We start from the raw sequence: 18,708 nt of genomic DNA, 5'->3' as shown, positions 1-18,708 counted from the left end.
AGCCTCAAAATTAATAAAACAGGGGAATTTCTCTTGAATATTTGCAATTAAAACTATTCAGTTTAAACGCACGGTACACTACAATAGCGAAGATATTTTATCATATCAGGAAAAATATCATGTCGGGTCTATTGTTTGTCGTTTCTGCTGCATCAGGAACGGGCAAAACATCTTTGGTAAAAGCCCTGCTTGACCGTGTGAGCAATTTACATGTTTCAGTCTCGCATACAACCCGAGGTCAGCGTCCCGGTGAGTTAGATGGTGTTCACTATCACTTCACTACAAAAGATGAATTTCTAGACCAAGTCAACCATGATGGATTTATCGAATACGCTGAAGTATTTGGTAACTACTATGGCACTTCTCAAGCTACGGTAAAACAACAGCTAGCTCAAGGACACGATGTCTTACTTGAAATTGATTGGCAAGGTGCAGAACAAGTACGCAAACTTTTTCCTGAATCCAAGCAAATATTCATTTTACCCCCAACTCAATTTGATTTACGTCAGCGTTTATCTAATCGTGGCACTGACTCAGTTGAAGTCATTGAGCATCGTTTAAGCTGTGCAGTAGAAGATATGCAGCACTACACGAACTTTGATTACATCATTATCAATGATGATTTTAATAAAGCCTTACATGAGCTTGAAGCTGTAATTACAGCGAACCGTTTGGTGCTATCTCAGCAAGCAAAACGTCATCAAGCTTTAATTCAGGACTTGATTACTCCTCAACCAAAACAGGAATAACTTGAGTCTAGATCGAAAGCCTTTTATACTATTTAGTCTGTTCAAATTTACCATTCCAGAACGAGAACTTTTATGGCACGCGTCACCGTTGAAGATTGTTTAGATCATGTAGACAACCGTTTTGAGCTTGTGCTCGTTGCAAGTAAACGTGCTCGTCAATTGGCACGTCAAGGCATGGAGCCAACTGTAGAATGGGATAACGACAAACCGACTGTAGTTTCTTTGCGCGAAATCGCGGCAGGGCACGTTACGAAAGAAATTCTTAAACAACGTGAGCAAGATTACCAAACTTCTAGTCTTGATCTTGCCCTTTCTACAAACAGCTTGAATTTAGAAGGTTTTTCTTTCTAATTCAACCTGTTTCATAAAAAAACCATCGTTTTTCTGCGATGGTTTTTTATTTGGCTTTGTCCCATATTTAAACATATTGAGAAAAGCAATTATTTTCATTGAAAAAAAAATACACTTTTTCAAATGAAAAAATTGACAAGTTCCGCAATATGCTTTTCATTAAGAAGCAGATAGATTTAGTTTTTCAGCAATAGGAAAAAGGGTGATTTATGCCAGGCGAAGAGGTCAGCCAAGCCAAGCAACAGCTCAAATTAATTATCGACCCTTACTTATCGGTAAGCGAAGTCGAAAAAGTGCTTGCTGCCTGCGATTTTGCCGATCTAGCGCACACTGGCATTACGCGTAAAAGTGGCGAACCCTATATTCTGCATCCGATTGCTGTAAGCTGTATTCTTGCAAACATGCGTTTAGATGCTGAAACTTTAATGGCAGCACTTTTGCATGATGTTATTGAAGATACTCAATATACAAAAGAAGATATTATTGAGAAGTTTGGCCTAACCGTTGCAGAGCTAGTCGATGGTGTAACCAAACTTAGCCAATCAAGCGATAAAGAATATAATAAGGCAGCTTCATTCCGAAAAATTCTGCAAGCGACCTTACAAGATCCGCGTGTCATCATTATTAAATTAGCAGATCGCTATCATAATATGACAACTCTAGGTGCTTTACGTCCAGATAAACGTGCCCGCATCGCTCAAGAAACTTTTGATATATTTGTACCGATGGCAAGATTAGTCGGCATGAATGAAATGGGCGATAATCTAGAGAATCTCTGCTATCAAAACCTTGACCTTGATATGTTTGATAACGTTCAGAATGCTCTGCTACAGACAAAGCCAGAACGTTGTAAATATCAAAGTATCTGGGAACAAAACCTCGCTGAACTTCTGCATAATTATCATATCCAAGGCCGTATTAAAAAGAAAAATAACAATATCGAATTATTACGCCATTTCGTTAAAAACGAGATGGATCTCCAAGAGCTTACCCATAGTCATGCTTTCGAAATTGTTCTACAAAGCATTGCCGACTGTGACCGCCTAGAAGAAGCATTAAGAGAAAACTTTCAGGTTATCCAGTACCAAGACCACATTCGTCGACCATTACCCGGCGGTAATCAGTCTTTATTGATTAAACTTAAAGGCGAAAAAACAACACTATCTCTTACCATTCAAACTGAGCTCATGCGTAAAGCTGCCCGTTTTGGGGTAGTTTTAGGTGAAAATGCGCCGCAAACTTGCCGCTCTGCCATTCAGGCTTCAATGCAGAACTTAAATACATTGATTGACGGTGAATGTGCTAAAACAACTTTTAATGATTTACTTGATTATCTACATCAAGAAAAAATCTGGGTATATACACCACACGGTCAACTGCATGAGCTACCGCAAGGCGCTACTGTAGTTGATTTTGCTTATTCAGCAAGCTTATTTTTAGGTAACCATGCGGTTGGTGCAAAAGTCGATGGAGAGATTAAACCACTCTCTACCCCATTAGTTAGCGGTCAGGTTATCGAGATTATTACGGATGTTTTGGCAACACCAAACCCAGACTGGCTAAGCTTTATTAATACGCAAAAAGCGCGTCGTGCATTACAGCATGTGCTTAAAGATCAAGATATCGAAGAACAACGTCTTGTTGGTGCACAAGCACTTTCTCGTGCATTAAAACTTTTTAATCGTTCAATCAATGATCTTTCTGAAGCGGACTGGTTAGATCTATTGCAATGGCGCCACATCGATAATAAAAATACATTGTTTGAACAAATTGCGGTTGGCGATTTACTACCTCAACTTGTAGCAAATCACTTATTTGCTCATGACAAACATCCGCAAGTAGAAAACTCAGATCGACTTATTCAAAGTACGGAAGGAGTCGACGTTAAATATGCACACTGCTGCAATCCTATTCTAGGCGATCCAATTCAAGGACATTTAACACGTCGCGGGTTAATTGTGCATCGAATTCGATGTCATAACTTGCTACATGAACAACATTTACACCCTGAAAATATCATGCCGCTTCAATGGAAAGCAGATGATGTAGATGATGTCCGTTTTACAGCATATCTTGCTATTTATATGGCAATGAGTGACGAACAGGTATCAGACCTAATCTATCAATGTCGTAAAAATAACGCTGGGGTAGAGATGGTTCACTCAAATGAGCAAAGAACTTTTGTGAATATTGTAGTGAATAACCGTAAACATATTGCAAAAGTCATTCGTGATTTACGCATGCACTATGGTTTCCCACGGATTGAACGTTTAGACGCTCCTGCTCCACAAATGGAAATTTCAAAAGTAAGTTAAATCTTTATAGAGACTATTGGTTATAAATTTTTGTTTCCTTAACAAAATCAAACTTTCCAAATTCACTTAATCAATTAAATCGATGATACTTTTGTCCAAAGCTATCATCGATTATGATGGAAATAGATTTAATCAAGGAGAACCAAATGTCCCGCCAAGTCATTCATACTGAAAATGCCCCTGCTGCTATCGGCACATACTCTCAAGCTATTTTAGTAGACAATACGCTATATCTTTCAGGGCAAATTGGTTTAGACCCATACAGTATGGAACTTGTAGAAGGTATCGAAGCTCAAATTCGCCGTGTATTTGATAATTTAAAAGCAGTTTGTGAAGCTGCTGGTGGTTCACTTGCAGATATTGCTAAGCTCAATATTTTTTTAACTGATCTATCAAATTTCCAACTCGTAAACCAAATTATGGGTGAATATTTTGCTCAGCCCTACCCTGCACGTGCAGCTCTTGGTGTAGCAAGCTTGCCAAAAGGCGCACTAGTGGAAATGGACGGAATTGTAATTATTAATCAATAAGATATAAATTTTCAAACTATCCAATTTTAAATATTTAGTTTTTAAAAAACGAACCACCTTGGCATAAAAATCTAAATTCTTTTTAGATTTCCGCTTAGGTGGTATTTTTTTATCCAAAATCCCAATAATGATAAATGAGATTTTAAATGAATTTCATTGACAAACGATAATAATTATCAATAATATCAATTATCGCATTTATATTTGGGGATCACTCCCATGTACGTTTGCTTGTGTCGTGGCATTACCGATCAGGATATTAAAGACGCTATTGAAAATGGCGCTGAAAGCTATCGTGAAATTCGCGATTTGCTTGATCTTGGTACATGCTGTGGACGCTGTGCACCAGAAGCTCGCGCTATTATTAGTGAAGAATTAGCAGAAATCGCTGCTCGCATTTCTGTAGCTGCATAATAAAAATTAATATTTAACAAAATTTATTGACTCCTCCACCGCTTTTTGCGGAACCTTTATAGTTCCTCATTCAAGCGGTTTTTTTTGACATAAAAACCTCCTTTTTAATATTGTGTTGTTTTTGATTGCGATTTTCATTTGCTGTTCCATAAATTACTCGCCATCTCCATGATTGTTCACTAAAATGGATTTATAGATTGCCTTAATTAAGTTTGAGGCAGAAATTGTTTTGGAGTAGCTACAATGAAAGGCAATCGTGATGTCATTAATCAGCTTAACCAAGTGCTGTATCATCATTTAACTGCAATTAATCAATACTTTTTACATTCACGCATGTTTAATGACTGGGGAATTGAGCAGCTTGGCTCTGCTGAATATAAAGAATCAATTCGTCAAATGAAGCATGCAGATAAAATCATTGAACGTATTTTATTTTTAGAAGGACTACCTAACCTTCAACATTTAGGTAAGCTTTATATTGGTCAACACACAGAAGAAGTTCTGCACTGTGACATTCGTAAAGTAAAAGAAAATATAGAAGCAATTCAAAAAGCGGTTGCTTTAGCTGAAACAGAGCAAGATTATGTCACTCGTGACCTTGTTCAAGAAATTCTAGAAAAAGAAGAAGAATACTGGGACTGGCTAGATACTCAAATTGATCTTATTGGCAATGTTGGTATTGAAAATTATATCCAGAGCCAAATGTAATTTCTCATAAAAAAATCCCCTTATACTTAAGGGGATTTTTTATTACTTCTCTTTTAGTAATTCTGATAGCGTTATTTTTTGCTTATAAAGATGTTGCAAAATAAATATTTGCTGCTGTGCCTGTTCTACTTTCCCGTTGTAAGCGAGCAATTTTGCGTATTTACGTAAGTTATATGGAGTAGGCTTATTCTTTATAAAATTTTCCCATTCAACCAAATCACCTTCAGATAAAATATTTTGGGGATTAAGTTCTATCCAACTTAAACGCTGCTCAAACTGTGTTAAAACAAAAATTTTACCACTTCCCATAAATTCAGCGTTTGGACGCTTATTATTAAAAAGCAAATTACTATTCAGAACATAGACATTGTAATCACGTAGAATTGCAATAATAAGCAATAAACTTACAACCCATGATAAGCGAAAAAGATGTTTGTTGAGGATAATTCCCTTAAGTACAGTAGTTTGTGCTTGCACAATACCCAGTAGGAATCCACAAGTAAGTAAGAAATAAGCATAGCGCTGTGGAAACTCTAACATGGCATGAATAAGCACTGTACAGACCATCATAATCGCTATAATCGAGATGGTATTTTTAGCCTGTTGATTTAACCAAATAAACCAGCAAGCAAAGTAGGTAATGATTACAGTACCCAAGGGAATACCATTCCAGATAATTAAATCAAGCAGTACATTATGTGCACTAGTCGTCCACTCTCCTGTTGGGAAAGCATGGTAAACTGTCATTTGTGCCACACTGGTTTGATTCCAACCATAACCTAACCAAGGGTGCTGCTGTACAGCAAGCAACATTTGTGACCAGATATTAAAACGCAAATACCCAGAGCTTGCTCTTTCAACCAAACCACTTGCTTCGGTTACATCAGTACTTGACCATGCTTCAATTAAATTAGTAGCAAATGGTAGAATTACACCAGCCATTACGAAAAAACCGACGCACCACAAAAAACCTTGAAAAACTCCAAATCTTTTTTGTTTCCCAAATTGTTTAACTATCCAATAGATGAATAAAAATGGAAAAACGATCCATGATGTTCGTGACTGACTCAAGGCGATCGTAAACAGAATAATGAGGGCTGAAGGCAGGAGTAACCAGACGGTTGCCTTATTTTTTTCATATAGATACAAACATCCTAATAACCCAATAATTAGGAATGTTGCCATGTTGTTGGGTTGACCAAAATTTCCGTAAGGACGGTTACCAATCAGATGAAGGGTATAAATTAAATGTGATTCAATATTCAACCATTGAAAAATTGCTATAAGACTAGTTAATAGCGATGTAATAATTACTAATAAGCTAAAACCTGAAAAAATTTGATCTCTCTTTTTTTGATCTAAAGATAGGTTGTAGCCAGCCAAGACCATAAACCAAAAACCTAATAAGTAAAATGTACTTAATAAAGCCGTACTTAAATCAAAAACTAAACCAAAGCCCCACTGCACAATAGGAATTAAAGTAAATGGTAGCAACAATATCTGTGCTCTAGGAATTTTAATATTTTGTTGAAGTAAAGCAATTAATACACATAGCCCAGCCCCAAAAGTACTGACTTCACTTGAGAACATGACCCACGGGCTGTAGTGAAATGGAGACAACCATGCAAAACCCAACAGGATTGCAGCGAAGAACAGAAAGAATACTTGCATAGTGAGAGGCTAGAGACCAAAACTTGTGAGAATTATACATGGAAGTCTAAAAAAGAATGTATGAAGTCTAAATGAAAAGACCTTAATAAAATTTAGTATAAAAAATTAAGGAATGTGTGAAGCTGGTATCAAGTGCTGTGTACTACCATACTCCCAAAAATTTGGTGCCATCCGTCCGACATAACTCGTACACCCCCAGCAAGTTAAATCTTGTCCTAAGTACATAATCGTAATGTATAAAAATAAAGCTCCCCATAAAGCAATTAGTAGTTTTGTAGCTCTATAAGGATATTTCAAATATTCTTTAGACTGCTCCGACTGAGAAAAAGCAAATGCTAAAAATAATATACAGGCTATTTGTGAAGCGGGATAAACCATACTTCCTGAGAACATCGCATCAACTAAAATTGCAATTAAGCCAGCTTTCGTAATAGGTAAAGCATCCTTATCTCGAAACAACTTAACAACTTGATATATCATCCAAACTAAAAAAATACACCCAACTATTCCCCATTCAAAAATTAACCTTAAATATAAATTATGTATGTGATGTCCATATTTATATTGGATTTCTGAGAGATACCCCCCCCCAACTCCAGACCATGGCTTTTCTTTCCATTGCTCAAAAACAAAACTCCACATCTCTGCACGCATGGATGTCCCCACTCTCATTACGGTCATGGTATTTTTATCAGCGAAATAAATCGTAGTTTTATAAACTACAAAAGCAAAAAAAATGTAAATACAGCTTTGCAAAATGAGCTTTCGATTTTCTCGAGAGTAGATAACGAAAACTAACAATCCTGTCGCTACAGCAAATAAAGCGGATCTAGCTCCATCAAAAAACCATGCTAGAGCAAAAAAGAAACTAGCAAATGGATAAAAGTAATGAATATATGGATACTTTTTATTTTTCAAAAAAATTAGAAAAAAGAATATAGGCACGATAATACTGTCATAAATTCGGATCGTGCCAGAGTTAAATTGCCAATCAAACCATTGTTTATATAAAATAAAATTAGCGATAGAGATGCAAATAAATAAACATGGAATAAATGCTGAAACAACGATCAATGCTAAGCCATGTTCTATATTTTTTACATTCTTTAAATCATATGGCAAAGCAGAAAATATAAATAGTAATGCTATCGCAGACCAAAGTTCTTGAAACTGAAAAATGCTATAAGTTGTTATCTGTATAGCAATTAATAAACCAATCAGAAAAAAAGTAATTTGAGTGGAAATTGAATATTCTATTTTTTTTGTAAAAATCAAAATTAACAAAGCAAATAGTGCCAATGGAAACTGTAATAAACGAAGTTCATCATATTGGAAAACTGACCAACCAATTTGATAACCTAATAATGCTGTAATGAGATAAATTCCTATTAGTAGGAACATTATATTTTTTTTCAACATATTTATTTTCTTCAATAAAAAAAGAGAGGTAGCAACCTCTCTTTTTTTAGCTATTTATTACGAAGCACCACATGATTTAGGACGTAAATTTGTTGCAACATCAGTTTTACAACGCCATGTACCCGTAGTGCCTGCTGTAGCACTATCAGCTGTTCGTTCCCAAGAAATTTTCTTACCGTTGATTTGTGAAGTACCTTGCAATGTACATTCAATTGTTGTCAATCCAGTAGTAGCAACAGATACTGAAATAGAAGAACAAGCATTACTCGAGCTTTGTAGTCCTACGTCAGATGCTGCAGATAAATTAGCTGCTAAACCTTCTGCTAATTTAGTTTCTGTATTAGTTTTACCAGCTGTAATATCGGTTAAACCTGTTCCTACTTGAGACTTAGCAATATAGTTTTGATATGCAGGAATCGCAATTGCTGCCAAAATACCAATAATGGCAACCACGATCATAAGCTCAATTAATGTAAAACCTTTTTGTGCATTCATAGCCTTTTCCCCAAAGATTGTATGTATGTTTTTATATAAGCTTTTTCAGCTATCAACTATATTGCAGCATCCATGCCAACTTTTATTTTAATTAAAAAACAAATATTTATATTAAATTTAACTATTCTTAAATATTAAATCGGTGTAAATAATTGACAAAAATTGTCACTCAAACTTTATTGGTAATATGTCACTAATAAAAAATAGCTCATCACTTATTTCAATTTTTTAATTCTTTATTGTGATAAAAATCTCATTAAAAATAAATAAATAGGTGACATTTTTTGTCAGTCACCTTTAAAAGTAAAATTATGAAAATTAGCTAATATAAGAATATCAAAAAACGAGCTAATTAAGAATAATCGGAGCATTGCCTAATTCATTGGATTGATCGGGCATGTTTTCGTCATAAAACCGTGACATCACCTCTCCAATTTGTTGTACGCCCATCACTACAGCTTGCTGATATTCTTTTTGCTTAAGCTTTTGTACTATTACTTCACAAATCTGTTGCCAGACTTGATCGTTAGTCGCATTTCGAATGCCACGATCAAATATAATTTCTACCGTTCGTTCACATAAATTTAGGTATAACAATACGCCGCTATTTAATGCAGTATCCCAAACGCCTAGTTCTGCAAATAATTGCTGTGCTCTTAAACGCGTGTTTTGTCTATAAGCTTGTGAACATGGAATATGGCCTTCAATTACAACCTGTATTTCTCCAACATGGCCATGTTCTGCCTGCTGTACAGCATCTGCGATAGCTTGCTTATCTTGTTTTGAAAAATAACGACTACTAGCAGGTAAATAACATAGATGTTTAAACCAACGTTTTAGACTTGGCTCTACAGATTCTTCAATTTTTGGTTGAGTAATAATTTGTGTTGTTTCTGATGTTGTTACCATGAGCCTGAAGCACCTCCACCGCCAAAACGGCCTCCGCCGCCACCATAGCCTCCGCCACCTCCGCCGAAGCCTCCTCCACGTCCACCGCCACCAGAACCACTCAGAATGGCCTGTAAAATAAATTGGGCAATTGATGTAATGAGTAAAAAGAAAATACCAAAACCAAGTAGTAAGCTAGTGACTAGCCCTGCTCCATTTACGAATCCTGCTACTGCAGCAGCAACACCAGCTGTAGATGCACTAAGCGGACGACCGACAATAAATGAACCCACAATTCCAGCAACAAGAATAAATAAAGCCATTGTCAGCGTTGTCTGCTTGGCTTGCTGTTCTTCTGCAGCTTGATGCTGACGTTCTTTTAAATCTTGAGCAGCTTGCTGTGCTACTTCTGGGTCAAGATTTAAAATTCTTCCAATTTCATCGATACCTGCACTCAAACCTTGTGCATATTGGGCTTGTTTAAAATAAGGTGTAATTTGGTTTCGAATGATCCGACTTGCCACAATATCCGGCAACACACCTTCTAGGCCATAACCAGTTAGTATTTGTATACGGCGGTCATTTACAGCGACTGCAATGAGTAATCCATTATCACGTTTAGATGATCCCAATTGCCACTTTTCACCAATACGTAACGCATAATCAAAGATATCTTCTTGACCAGTTGTGGGAACAATCACAATACCAATCTGCGCTTTGCCTTGTTGGTATAAACTTAGAATTTTTTGATTAAGTTGCTGCTTCTCAGCCTCGCTTAAGATATTGGCTTGATCAATAACAGGCTGGTTTAAAGTTGGCAAACCACGAATTGATTCCCCATCAGCCATATCATTAGTAAATTGGACTTGAGGAGCAGGACTTGAAGCAGCTTGCCCCTCTATTTTAGTTGCAGCAGCTTGAGTTTGTTGCTTTTGAACAATTTTGCCAGCAACTATTGCGTCTCCCTCATCGGTAGCAGTTGCAATATTAGTTTCACTCCATGCCGTATTCTGAAAAAGAACACCACAACAAAGCAAAATTAAGGTCGAAATAAAGACCTTAATTTGCTTTGATTGAAGCAATAGAGTATTTCTCATACGGCACTCCTTTGATTTGTAAAATTAATCAAAAGAAACTTTTGGAGCCTGTTGTGCAGATGCTTCTGCAGAGAAATTGGCTTTTGGATGCATACCAATTACTTTTGCTGTTACTGCCTGAGGGAACTGACGCACATATGAGTTATAGTCTTGTACTGTTGTAATATAACGATTACGCGCAACAGCAATACGGTTTTCAGTACCTTCAAGCTGAACTTGTAGTTCTTGGAATTGAGTATTGGCTTTCAAATCTGGGTAATTTTCCGAAACAGCAATGAGTCGAGATAACGCCCCTGTTAATTGACTTTGAGCCTGTTGATATTTTTCAAGTAAAGCTGGGTCTTCTAAAACTTCTTTATCAACTTTTAAACCTGCCACATTAGAACGTGCCTGTGTCACTTCAGTTAATACTTGCTCTTCGTGCTTAGCATAACCCTTAACTACGTTCACAAGATTTGGTACCAAATCTGAACGACGTTGATATTGGTTCTGTACTTCAGACCACGCTGCTGTTACAGCCTCATCTTTTACTTGTAGAGTGTTATAGCCACATCCCGAAAACAGTAAGGTACTGGCAAGTGTTGTTGCGATCGCAAATTGTTTCAACGTTTTCATCGTCACATTATCCTCAAGTTTTTCTTTATATTTTTAACCTCTTTACCTGATTGTATGATGAATTAGGCATTATTGTGTTGCTTTTATTTTATTGATTTTAAAAAACCGGACTTTTAAATCCGGTTATCTATTAGCTCAATCGCTGATCTTTTTCTTGTTCAAAACTTGCCATTTGATATTCTTCTGCCAAAGAGCTTTTCCAATAATTAACCATCCTGCCATAATCTTTTTGACTCGGATGAAAGTCTTTTTTGTAATATGCAAAGTATTCAGGCATTAACTGAACAAGCATCTTCATCAGCAAATATAATCCAAATAAATTACCCCCGATTTTAGGTAAGCTATTCCATTTATCTTGCCAAAATAAACGAGTTGTCCCATAAAAAGCGAGGCTCGCAAATCCTGTAGTGACGCTACGCATTAATAATCTGCGAATACGATCATCACCATATACATGTTGATAAACATCAAATGCAACCGAACGGTGTTCAATTTCTTCAATCGCATGCCATACCCAAAGTTTTAGCGCATCTTCATCTAGCGTCTTTAATAACTCCGGGTGCTGTAAGACATATCCCCCAAGTAAAGCAGTGAAATGTTCAAACGCACAGGTCAATGCCAATTGCAGCTTAGGTGGAATTGTTCTTAAATATTTATCCCGCTCATTTAGCCAATTTTGAAAACTGTCCAGATTATAATCATCCCGTCGCCAAGCTTCATTAAATTCGCCATGTGCTTTGGAATGCATGGCCTCTTGTCCAATAAACGCCGCAATTTGTGCTTGTAGCTGAGGATCCGAGACTTTATCACGCACATTACGTACGCTATTTACAAAAAATTGCTCACCTACCGGAAACGTTGATGAGAGTGCAGTTAAAAAATGCGACATGAGGGGTGAATTTGCAAAATAGTGCCGCTTGATGGCCTTTGGATTAAATTCAAGACGACGCACTGTAATACCCAACGCTTTTCGACGATTTAAATATGATTTTTCTGCCGTCATACCTGCGATGTTCATATTCAACACCTACTGTATTGAAGAAGGAAGTTTCGAGTATGTCTCGAGCTTAAAAAGCTAAAAAGGGCAAAAAAGCTTATTATATTTGCCAAAAACATCAAAGTGACTAATGGCAGCCAATAAAAAAGCCTACTTGAAGTAGGCTTTTTTCAGTTATTTAACAAATTAATTTATTAAACACCAAGATAATCCAAAATGCCTTCAGCAGCTTGACGACCTTCCCAAATCGCTGTCACAACAAGGTCTGAGCCACGTACCATATCACCACCAGCAAAGATTTTCGGGTTTGATGTCTGAAATTTGAATTCTTGCTTTTCAGCTGCGACAACACGGCCTGAACCATCAAGATTGATATTCACATTACCAAACCAGTCTGCTGGGCTTGGGCGGAAACCGAAAGCAAGTAAAACTGCATCAGCTGGTAATACTTCTTCAGAACCAGGAATTGGCTCAGGACTACGACGGCCACGACTATCTGGTTCACCCATTTGTGTCGTTACCACTTTTACGCCTGTTACCTTGCCATTTTCACCAACGATTTCGACTGGTTGGCGATTGAATAGGAATTTCACACCCTCTTCATAGGCATTTTTTACTTCACGCGCAGAACCTGGCATGTTGCTTTCATCACGACGGTATGCACAAGTTACATCGTGAGCACCTTGGCGCAATGAAGTCCGGTTACAGTCCATTGCGGTATCCCCACCACCTAGAACAATCACCTTTTTCCCATCTAAGCTGATGTATTCACTTGGATCTTTTTCCCAACCTTGACAACGATTCACATTAGAGATTAAGAAATCAAGTGCATCATAAACACCATCAAGATCTTCACCCGGGAAACCACCTTTCATGTAGGTATAAGTTCCCATACCCATGAATACTGCATCATATTCTGCAAGTAATTCATCAATCGTGATGTCTTTACCAATTTCAGTATTTAAACGGAATTCGATGCCCATGCCCGTGAAAATTTCACGGCGGCGTTTCATGACATCTTTTTCCATTTTAAATTCTGGAATACCGAATGTAAGTAAGCCACCAATTTCAGGACGCTTATCAAATACAACTGGTTTAACACCACCACGAGCTAGAATATCCGCACAGCCTAAACCTGCTGGACCAGCACCAATAATTGCAACTTTTTTGTCAGTCCATTTTACGCCTGACATATCTGGACGCCAGCCTAAAGCAAAAGCTGTGTCATTGATATATTTCTCAGCATTACCAATGGTTACTGCACCAAAACCATCATTTAAGGTACAAGCACCTTCACACAAACGGTCTTGTGGGCATACGCGACCACATACCTCAGGTAGTGTATTGGTTTGATGACAAAGCTCAGCAGCTTGGAAAATTTGGCCTTCAGCGATCAGTTTTAACCAGTTTGGGATGTAGTTATGTACAGGACATTTCCATTCGCAATATGGGTTACCACAGCCTAAACAACGGTGAGTCTGATTAGTGACAGTTTCCGATGTAAAAGGCTTATAAATTTCCACAAATTCTGCTTTGCGGACAGTAATATCTTTTTTCTCTGGATCTTGGCGTGGTACATCCAGAAATTGAAAGTCATTATTTAGGCGTTCTGCCATGTCTCTCTCCGTGGGTAGGCGCGGATTTCCTTGCTTGTTGCCCGCACCTGCCTATGTCTTTGCAGTCGTGGAATTATTGTGGGTCAGCTTGTGTTGTTTTCAAAAGCGTTTGCAAATTAGCAGCTTTTGGTTTCACAAGCCAGAATTTACGGCTGTAGAAATCGAACTCATTGCGGATTTTATAAGCCCAAGCACTACCAGTTTCTTTGATATGCTCATCGATAATACGCAACAAGAACTCTTTATGATCTTCCATAGATTCTGTTGAGATACGATTTAAATCAATCAATTCATGGTTGTAGTAATCTACGAAGTCATTATCGAGGTCAAGTACATAAGCAAAACCACCAGTCATGCCCGCACCAAAGTTATGGCCTACTTTACCAAGTACAGTCACAACACCACCTGTCATATATTCACAGCAGTGATCACCCGCACCTTCGATTACAGCAAATGCGCCAGAGTTACGAACTGCAAAACGCTCACCCGCTGTACCTGCTGCAAAAAGCTTACCGCCAGTTGCACCATACAAACAGGTATTACCAATAATTGCTGTGTTCTGTGTTTGGAAAGGTGAACCTTGTGGTGGGAAAATCGAAATACGACCACCCGCCATACCTTTACCTACATAGTCGTTTGCATCACCTTCAAGACGGATGTGTAAACCACCAGCATTCCAAACACCAAGCGACTGACCAGCTGTACCAGTTAAGTTCATTACAACTGGATGAGCTTCCATACCCAAGTTGCCGTAGCGACGAGCAATTTCACCCGAAACACGAGCACCGATTGAGCGGTCACAGTTCACGACGTTGAAGTTGAACTGACCACCAGCGCTTGACTCAATTGCAGGAAGCATTTCAGCGACCATTCTCTCAGCCAATACACCTTTATCAAATGGTGCATTACCTTCTACTTGACAGTATTGTGCTTTACCTTCAGCAGAAGGATGAGAAGTTAACAGAGCACTTAAATCAAGGTGAGCATGTTTTTCAGTTTCACCCGGCAATACTTCAAGCAAATCAACACGACCAATTAAGTCTTTCAATGAAGAAACACCTAATGCTGCCAACCATTCACGAGTTTCTTCCGCAATAAAGTGGAAGAAGTTGATAAGCATTTCTGGCTCGCCAATATAGTGCTCTTGACGTAAATGATCTTGTTGAGTTGCAACACCGGTTGCACAGTTATTTAAGTGACAAATACGGAGGTATTTACAACCTAGAGCGATCATTGGTGTTGAACCAAAGCCGAAACTTTCAGCACCTAAAATTGCTGCCTTGATTACATCAAGACCAGTTTTTAAACCACCATCAGTTTGTACACGTACTTTTCCACGCAAGTCGTTTACACGAAGTGCTTGATGCGCCTCACTCAAACCTAATTCCCATGGAGAACCCGCATGGTGAATTGAAGAAAGTGGAGATGCTGCGGTACCGCCGTCATAACCTGAAATGGTAATGAAGTCTGCATACGCTTTTGCAACACCAGCAGCAATCGTACCTACACCCGGCTCAGATACCAATTTCACCGATACCATTGCTTTCGGGTTAACTTGTTTCAAGTCAAAAATTAACTGAGACAAATCTTCAATTGAGTAAATATCATGGTGTGGCGGAGGTGAAATTAGCGTTACACCAGGTACCGAGTAACGTAAACGTGCAATTAAACCATTTACTTTACCACCTGGTAACTGACCGCCCTCACCTGGTTTTGCACCCTGAGCAACTTTAATTTGCAATACTTCAGCAGAAGTTAGGTATGCAGGAGTTACACCAAAACGACCAGATGCGATCTGTTTGATTTTCGAGTTACGAATTGTGCCGTAACGAACAGGATCTTCACCGCCTTCACCAGAGTTTGAACGACCGCCAATCGTATTCATCGCGATTGCAATTGCTTCATGTGCTTCTGGAGAAAGAGCACCTAAAGACATACCTGCCGAGTCAAAACGAGGCAAGATATCTTCAACCGATTCAACTTGCTCAACTGGAATTGAGTTCGTTGTTTTTAACTTAAATAAGTCACGAATAGTCGCTACTGGGCGGTTATTCACCAGCTCAGCATATTCTTTAAAGTCTTCGTATTTACCAGAGCGAACGGCTTTGTGTAATGCATTAATTACATCTGGGTTGAACGCATGATACTCTTTATCAAATACGAATTTGAGCAAACCACCCTGATCAATTGGCTTACGATTTGACCAAGCTGTCGCTGCTAATTTTTTCTGGTCTTTTTCAAGATCAGCAAATGTTGCGCCCTGAATACGACTTGGAACACCTAAGAAACATTGATCTACCACTTCTGATGATAAACCTACTGCTTCAAAAAGCTGACCGCCACGATAAGAAGCAACTGTAGAGATACCCATTTTTGAAAGGACTTTTAATAAGCCTTTCTCAATACCTTTACGGAAGTTTGCTTGCGCATGGATTGGGTCACCTAAAAGCTCACCTTTAGCGATCAAATCATTGATCACGTCATATGCAAGATATGGGTAAACTGCGGTTGCACCAAAACCAAGTAATACCGCAAATTGATGCGGATCACGTGCAAAACCAGTTTCAACCATGATGTTTGCATCAGTACGCAGGCCAGTTTTGATGAGGTAATGATGTACCGCACCTGTTGCAAGTGCTGCGTTTGCAGGTAATAAACCTTGGCGGATATTTTTATCAGTTAAAACAATTAAAGTTTTACCATCACGAACCGCTTGCGCCGCTTCTTCACAGATACGCGTGATCGCAGCTTGCAAGCCTTCTTCTTCGGCATAGTTTAAATTGATATCAACTGCTTCATAACCCGGACGCTCAATGCTACGGATTTGCTGCATTTTTGAATTTGACAATACAGGGCTAGAGATGATGATACGGTCAGCATGCTCAGGGCCTTGCTCAAAGACATTTTGTTCACGACCTAAACAGGTTTCAAGCGACATTACAATTGACTCACGTAGCGGGTCAATTGGCGGGTTTGTCACTTGAGCAAACTGTTGACGGAAGTAATCTGTTACGTGGCGTACTTGACGAGATAATACAGCCATTGGCGTATCATCACCCATAGAACCAACAGCTTCTTGTCCGCTTTCAGCGATTGGACGTAACAACTGGTCGCGCTCTTCAAATGTCACCATAAACATTTTTTGAGCCGCTTTTAAAGCATCGCCAGTTAAACCTTTATCGACTAATTGCTCTTCAAGTTCTGGGTTTGCATTTAAACGAATCGCATGATCACGTAACCACTCACGGTACGGACGCATGTTTTTCAAATGTGTACTAACATCTTTAGTATCAAGTACTTTGCCTGTTAAGGTATCAACTACCAAAATTTGGCCAGGACCTACACGACCTTTAGAAACTACGTCTTCAGGCTCATAACCCCAAACACCGATTTCAGATGCCAAGGTAATGTAATCATTTTTGGTAATTACCCAACGCGCAGGACGCAAACCGTTACGGTCAAGCATACAGATTGCATGACGGCCATCTTGAATAACGAGACCTGCTGGGCCATCCCAAGCTTCCATATGTTTAGAATTGAACTCATAGAATGCGCGTAAGTCTGCATCTAAAGTTTCTACGTTTTGCCAAGCTGGTGGTACGAGCATACGTAAGGCACGGAATAAATCCATACCACCACCGACTAAGATCTCAAGCATATTATCTAAGCTTGAAGAGTCCGAACCCGTACGGTTAACGATTGGGTTAAGCTCAGTAAGACCTGGTAATAATGGGTTTTCAAATTTAGGAGTACGCGCCAACGCCCAGTTACGGTTTGCTGTAATTGTGTTGATTTCACCATTATGAGCAAGGTAACGGAATGGTTGAGCCAACGGCCAACGCGGCAATGTATTAGTAGAGAAGCGTTGGTGGAATACCACGATATGTGATTTTAAACGCTCATCAGCTAAGTCTGTATAGAACTCAGCAATTGCAGCCGGCATCATCAAGCCTTTATAGCTGATTACTGTCGAACAAAGCGTAGTCACATAGAATGACGGATCATTTTGTAATTGTTGTTCTGCACGACGACGTGCTAAGAATAATTTACGGTTAAATTCAACTTCAGTCACACCCATTGGACAGTTCACAATGACCTGTTCAAAAGCAGGGAGCGATTGAAGCGCAATTTCACCTAGTGCATCGTTATTTGTAGGGACAACACGCCAAGCCAGTACACGTAGGCCATCTGACTCGATTTCTTTCGTTAAAATATTTTTAGAATGTTGCGCTAATGCCGGATCAGTATTTAAAAATACAGTACCCACAGCAAAAATTTCACTCAGTGTAATATCACTCAGTTTTTTTGCTTCATCACGGAAAAATTGCTTTGGCATCGCCAATAATAAGCCGCAACCATCTCCCGTCTTGCCATCTGCGGCAATACCACCACGGTGCGTCATGCAACTTAAACTGTGAATCGCGGTTTCAACTAGATGATGACTTGATTCACCCTTCATATGGGCAATCAGTCCAAAACCACAGTTATCCTTAAACTCATCAGGTTGATATAAACCTTGAGCGGGAGCTACAGTATTAGGCGATGGCATGTGCATAGCGTACCCTTCTTTCAATAAGGCTCTTTCGAGCGTCAAACAAACAACTTCTTTTTGCGATAGTGCCTACGGACGACAGTTAGCTCAATGTTTCACAAAAAAAATTTTTGGGCTGATAAGCCAATATACGCTGTTCCATTTTTACGTACACTGGTTTTTGCTAGAAAAATGTTTTGACTTATTTCGCACTCTTTTAAAGCAGTTCGACCCCTCGACTCTGCATAGAATTTACTCTTTAGAGCGCTAAAATAGTTTACAGCACATTAATAAGCACAAGAATAAAGCAAA

General features: G+C 38.7%; 15 protein-coding genes and 2 pseudogenes. 7 read left to right on the top strand and 10 right to left on the bottom strand.

The window, feature by feature from the left end; translation table 11 throughout:
* Positions 1-119: 119 nt before the first annotated feature.
* From gmk to WBW42_RS05120, 5 genes and pseudogenes are all read left to right on the top strand, one after another.
* Positions 120-749 carry a guanylate kinase gene (gmk, locus tag WBW42_RS05140; RefSeq protein ID WP_005804544.1) on the top strand — a complete coding sequence of 210 codons (630 nt, stop codon included), beginning with the start codon at positions 120-122 and terminating at the stop codon, positions 747-749.
* 72 nt (positions 750-821) lie between these two features.
* Positions 822-1,100, top strand: coding sequence for a DNA-directed RNA polymerase subunit omega (rpoZ, locus tag WBW42_RS05135; protein WP_002116990.1), 279 nt, complete (start codon positions 822-824; stop codon positions 1,098-1,100).
* Between the two features lie 38 nt (positions 1,101-1,138).
* Positions 1,139-1,294, top strand: a pseudogene (locus tag WBW42_RS05130) (hypothetical protein).
* A gap of 15 nt (positions 1,295-1,309) precedes the next feature.
* Positions 1,310-3,415 carry a RelA/SpoT family protein gene (locus WBW42_RS05125; RefSeq protein ID WP_032057263.1) on the top strand — a complete coding sequence of 702 codons (2,106 nt, stop codon included), beginning with the start codon at positions 1,310-1,312 and terminating at the stop codon, positions 3,413-3,415.
* 146 nt (positions 3,416-3,561) lie between these two features.
* Positions 3,562-3,945, top strand: a complete 384-nt coding sequence (locus tag WBW42_RS05120; protein WP_002116996.1) for a RidA family protein — start codon at positions 3,562-3,564, stop codon at positions 3,943-3,945.
* Here the strand turns inward: WBW42_RS05120 and WBW42_RS05115 are convergent.
* A pseudogene (locus tag WBW42_RS05115) lies at positions 3,935-4,062 on the bottom strand (hypothetical protein). The gene WBW42_RS05120 and the pseudogene WBW42_RS05115 overlap by 11 nt on opposite strands.
* A gap of 102 nt (positions 4,063-4,164) precedes the next feature.
* Here WBW42_RS05115 and WBW42_RS05110 point away from each other — a divergent pair.
* A complete protein-coding gene (locus WBW42_RS05110; RefSeq protein ID WP_000289091.1) occupies positions 4,165-4,359 on the top strand; it encodes a bacterioferritin-associated ferredoxin in 195 nt (64 codons plus the stop codon).
* 243 nt (positions 4,360-4,602) lie between these two features.
* Entirely contained in the window at positions 4,603-5,067 is a 465-nt protein-coding gene (gene bfr / locus WBW42_RS05105) for a heteropolymeric bacterioferritin subunit Bfr (RefSeq protein ID WP_005067113.1), read from the top strand.
* Positions 5,068-5,109: 42 nt separating this feature from the next.
* On the opposite strand, the gene WBW42_RS05100 is transcribed toward bfr, so the two are convergent.
* From WBW42_RS05100 to gltB, 9 genes are all read right to left on the bottom strand, one after another.
* Positions 5,110-6,738: a PglL family O-oligosaccharyltransferase gene (locus WBW42_RS05100; protein ID WP_017481721.1), complete on the bottom strand. Its 1,629-nt coding sequence runs from the start codon at positions 6,736-6,738 to the stop codon at positions 5,110-5,112.
* A gap of 105 nt (positions 6,739-6,843) precedes the next feature.
* A complete protein-coding gene (locus tag WBW42_RS05095; protein WP_032063181.1) occupies positions 6,844-8,157 on the bottom strand; it encodes an O-antigen ligase family protein in 1,314 nt (437 codons plus the stop codon).
* Between the two features lie 57 nt (positions 8,158-8,214).
* Positions 8,215-8,652, bottom strand: a complete 438-nt coding sequence (locus WBW42_RS05090; RefSeq protein ID WP_004789794.1) for a pilin — start codon at positions 8,650-8,652, stop codon at positions 8,215-8,217.
* 348 nt (positions 8,653-9,000) lie between these two features.
* Complete coding sequence (locus tag WBW42_RS05085) at positions 9,001-9,561, bottom strand: TPM domain-containing protein (protein WP_032057259.1); 561 nt, start codon at positions 9,559-9,561, stop codon at positions 9,001-9,003.
* Positions 9,555-10,637, bottom strand: a complete 1,083-nt coding sequence (locus WBW42_RS05080) for a TPM domain-containing protein (RefSeq protein WP_032063182.1) — start codon at positions 10,635-10,637, stop codon at positions 9,555-9,557. Before WBW42_RS05080 ends, WBW42_RS05085 begins: the two co-directional genes overlap by 7 nt.
* A 24-nt stretch (positions 10,638-10,661) precedes the next feature.
* Entirely contained in the window at positions 10,662-11,252 is a 591-nt protein-coding gene (locus WBW42_RS05075; protein WP_002117090.1) for a LemA family protein, read from the bottom strand.
* A gap of 130 nt (positions 11,253-11,382) precedes the next feature.
* Complete coding sequence (locus WBW42_RS05070) at positions 11,383-12,270, bottom strand: metal-dependent hydrolase (RefSeq protein ID WP_014207824.1); 888 nt, start codon at positions 12,268-12,270, stop codon at positions 11,383-11,385.
* A gap of 173 nt (positions 12,271-12,443) precedes the next feature.
* On the bottom strand, positions 12,444-13,865 hold the full coding sequence (locus WBW42_RS05065) for a glutamate synthase subunit beta (RefSeq protein ID WP_002117101.1): 1,422 nt from the start codon (positions 13,863-13,865) through the stop codon (positions 12,444-12,446).
* Positions 13,866-13,938: 73 nt separating this feature from the next.
* On the bottom strand, positions 13,939-18,414 hold the full coding sequence (gltB, locus tag WBW42_RS05060) for a glutamate synthase large subunit (RefSeq protein ID WP_014207826.1): 4,476 nt from the start codon (positions 18,412-18,414) through the stop codon (positions 13,939-13,941).
* Positions 18,415-18,708 lie beyond the last annotated feature (294 nt).

The sequence above is a fragment of the Acinetobacter sp. LT1 genome, from assembly GCF_059800965.1.
The sequence above is the reverse complement of the archived record's forward strand: the minus strand, read 5'-3'. Positions and strand labels throughout refer to the sequence as shown.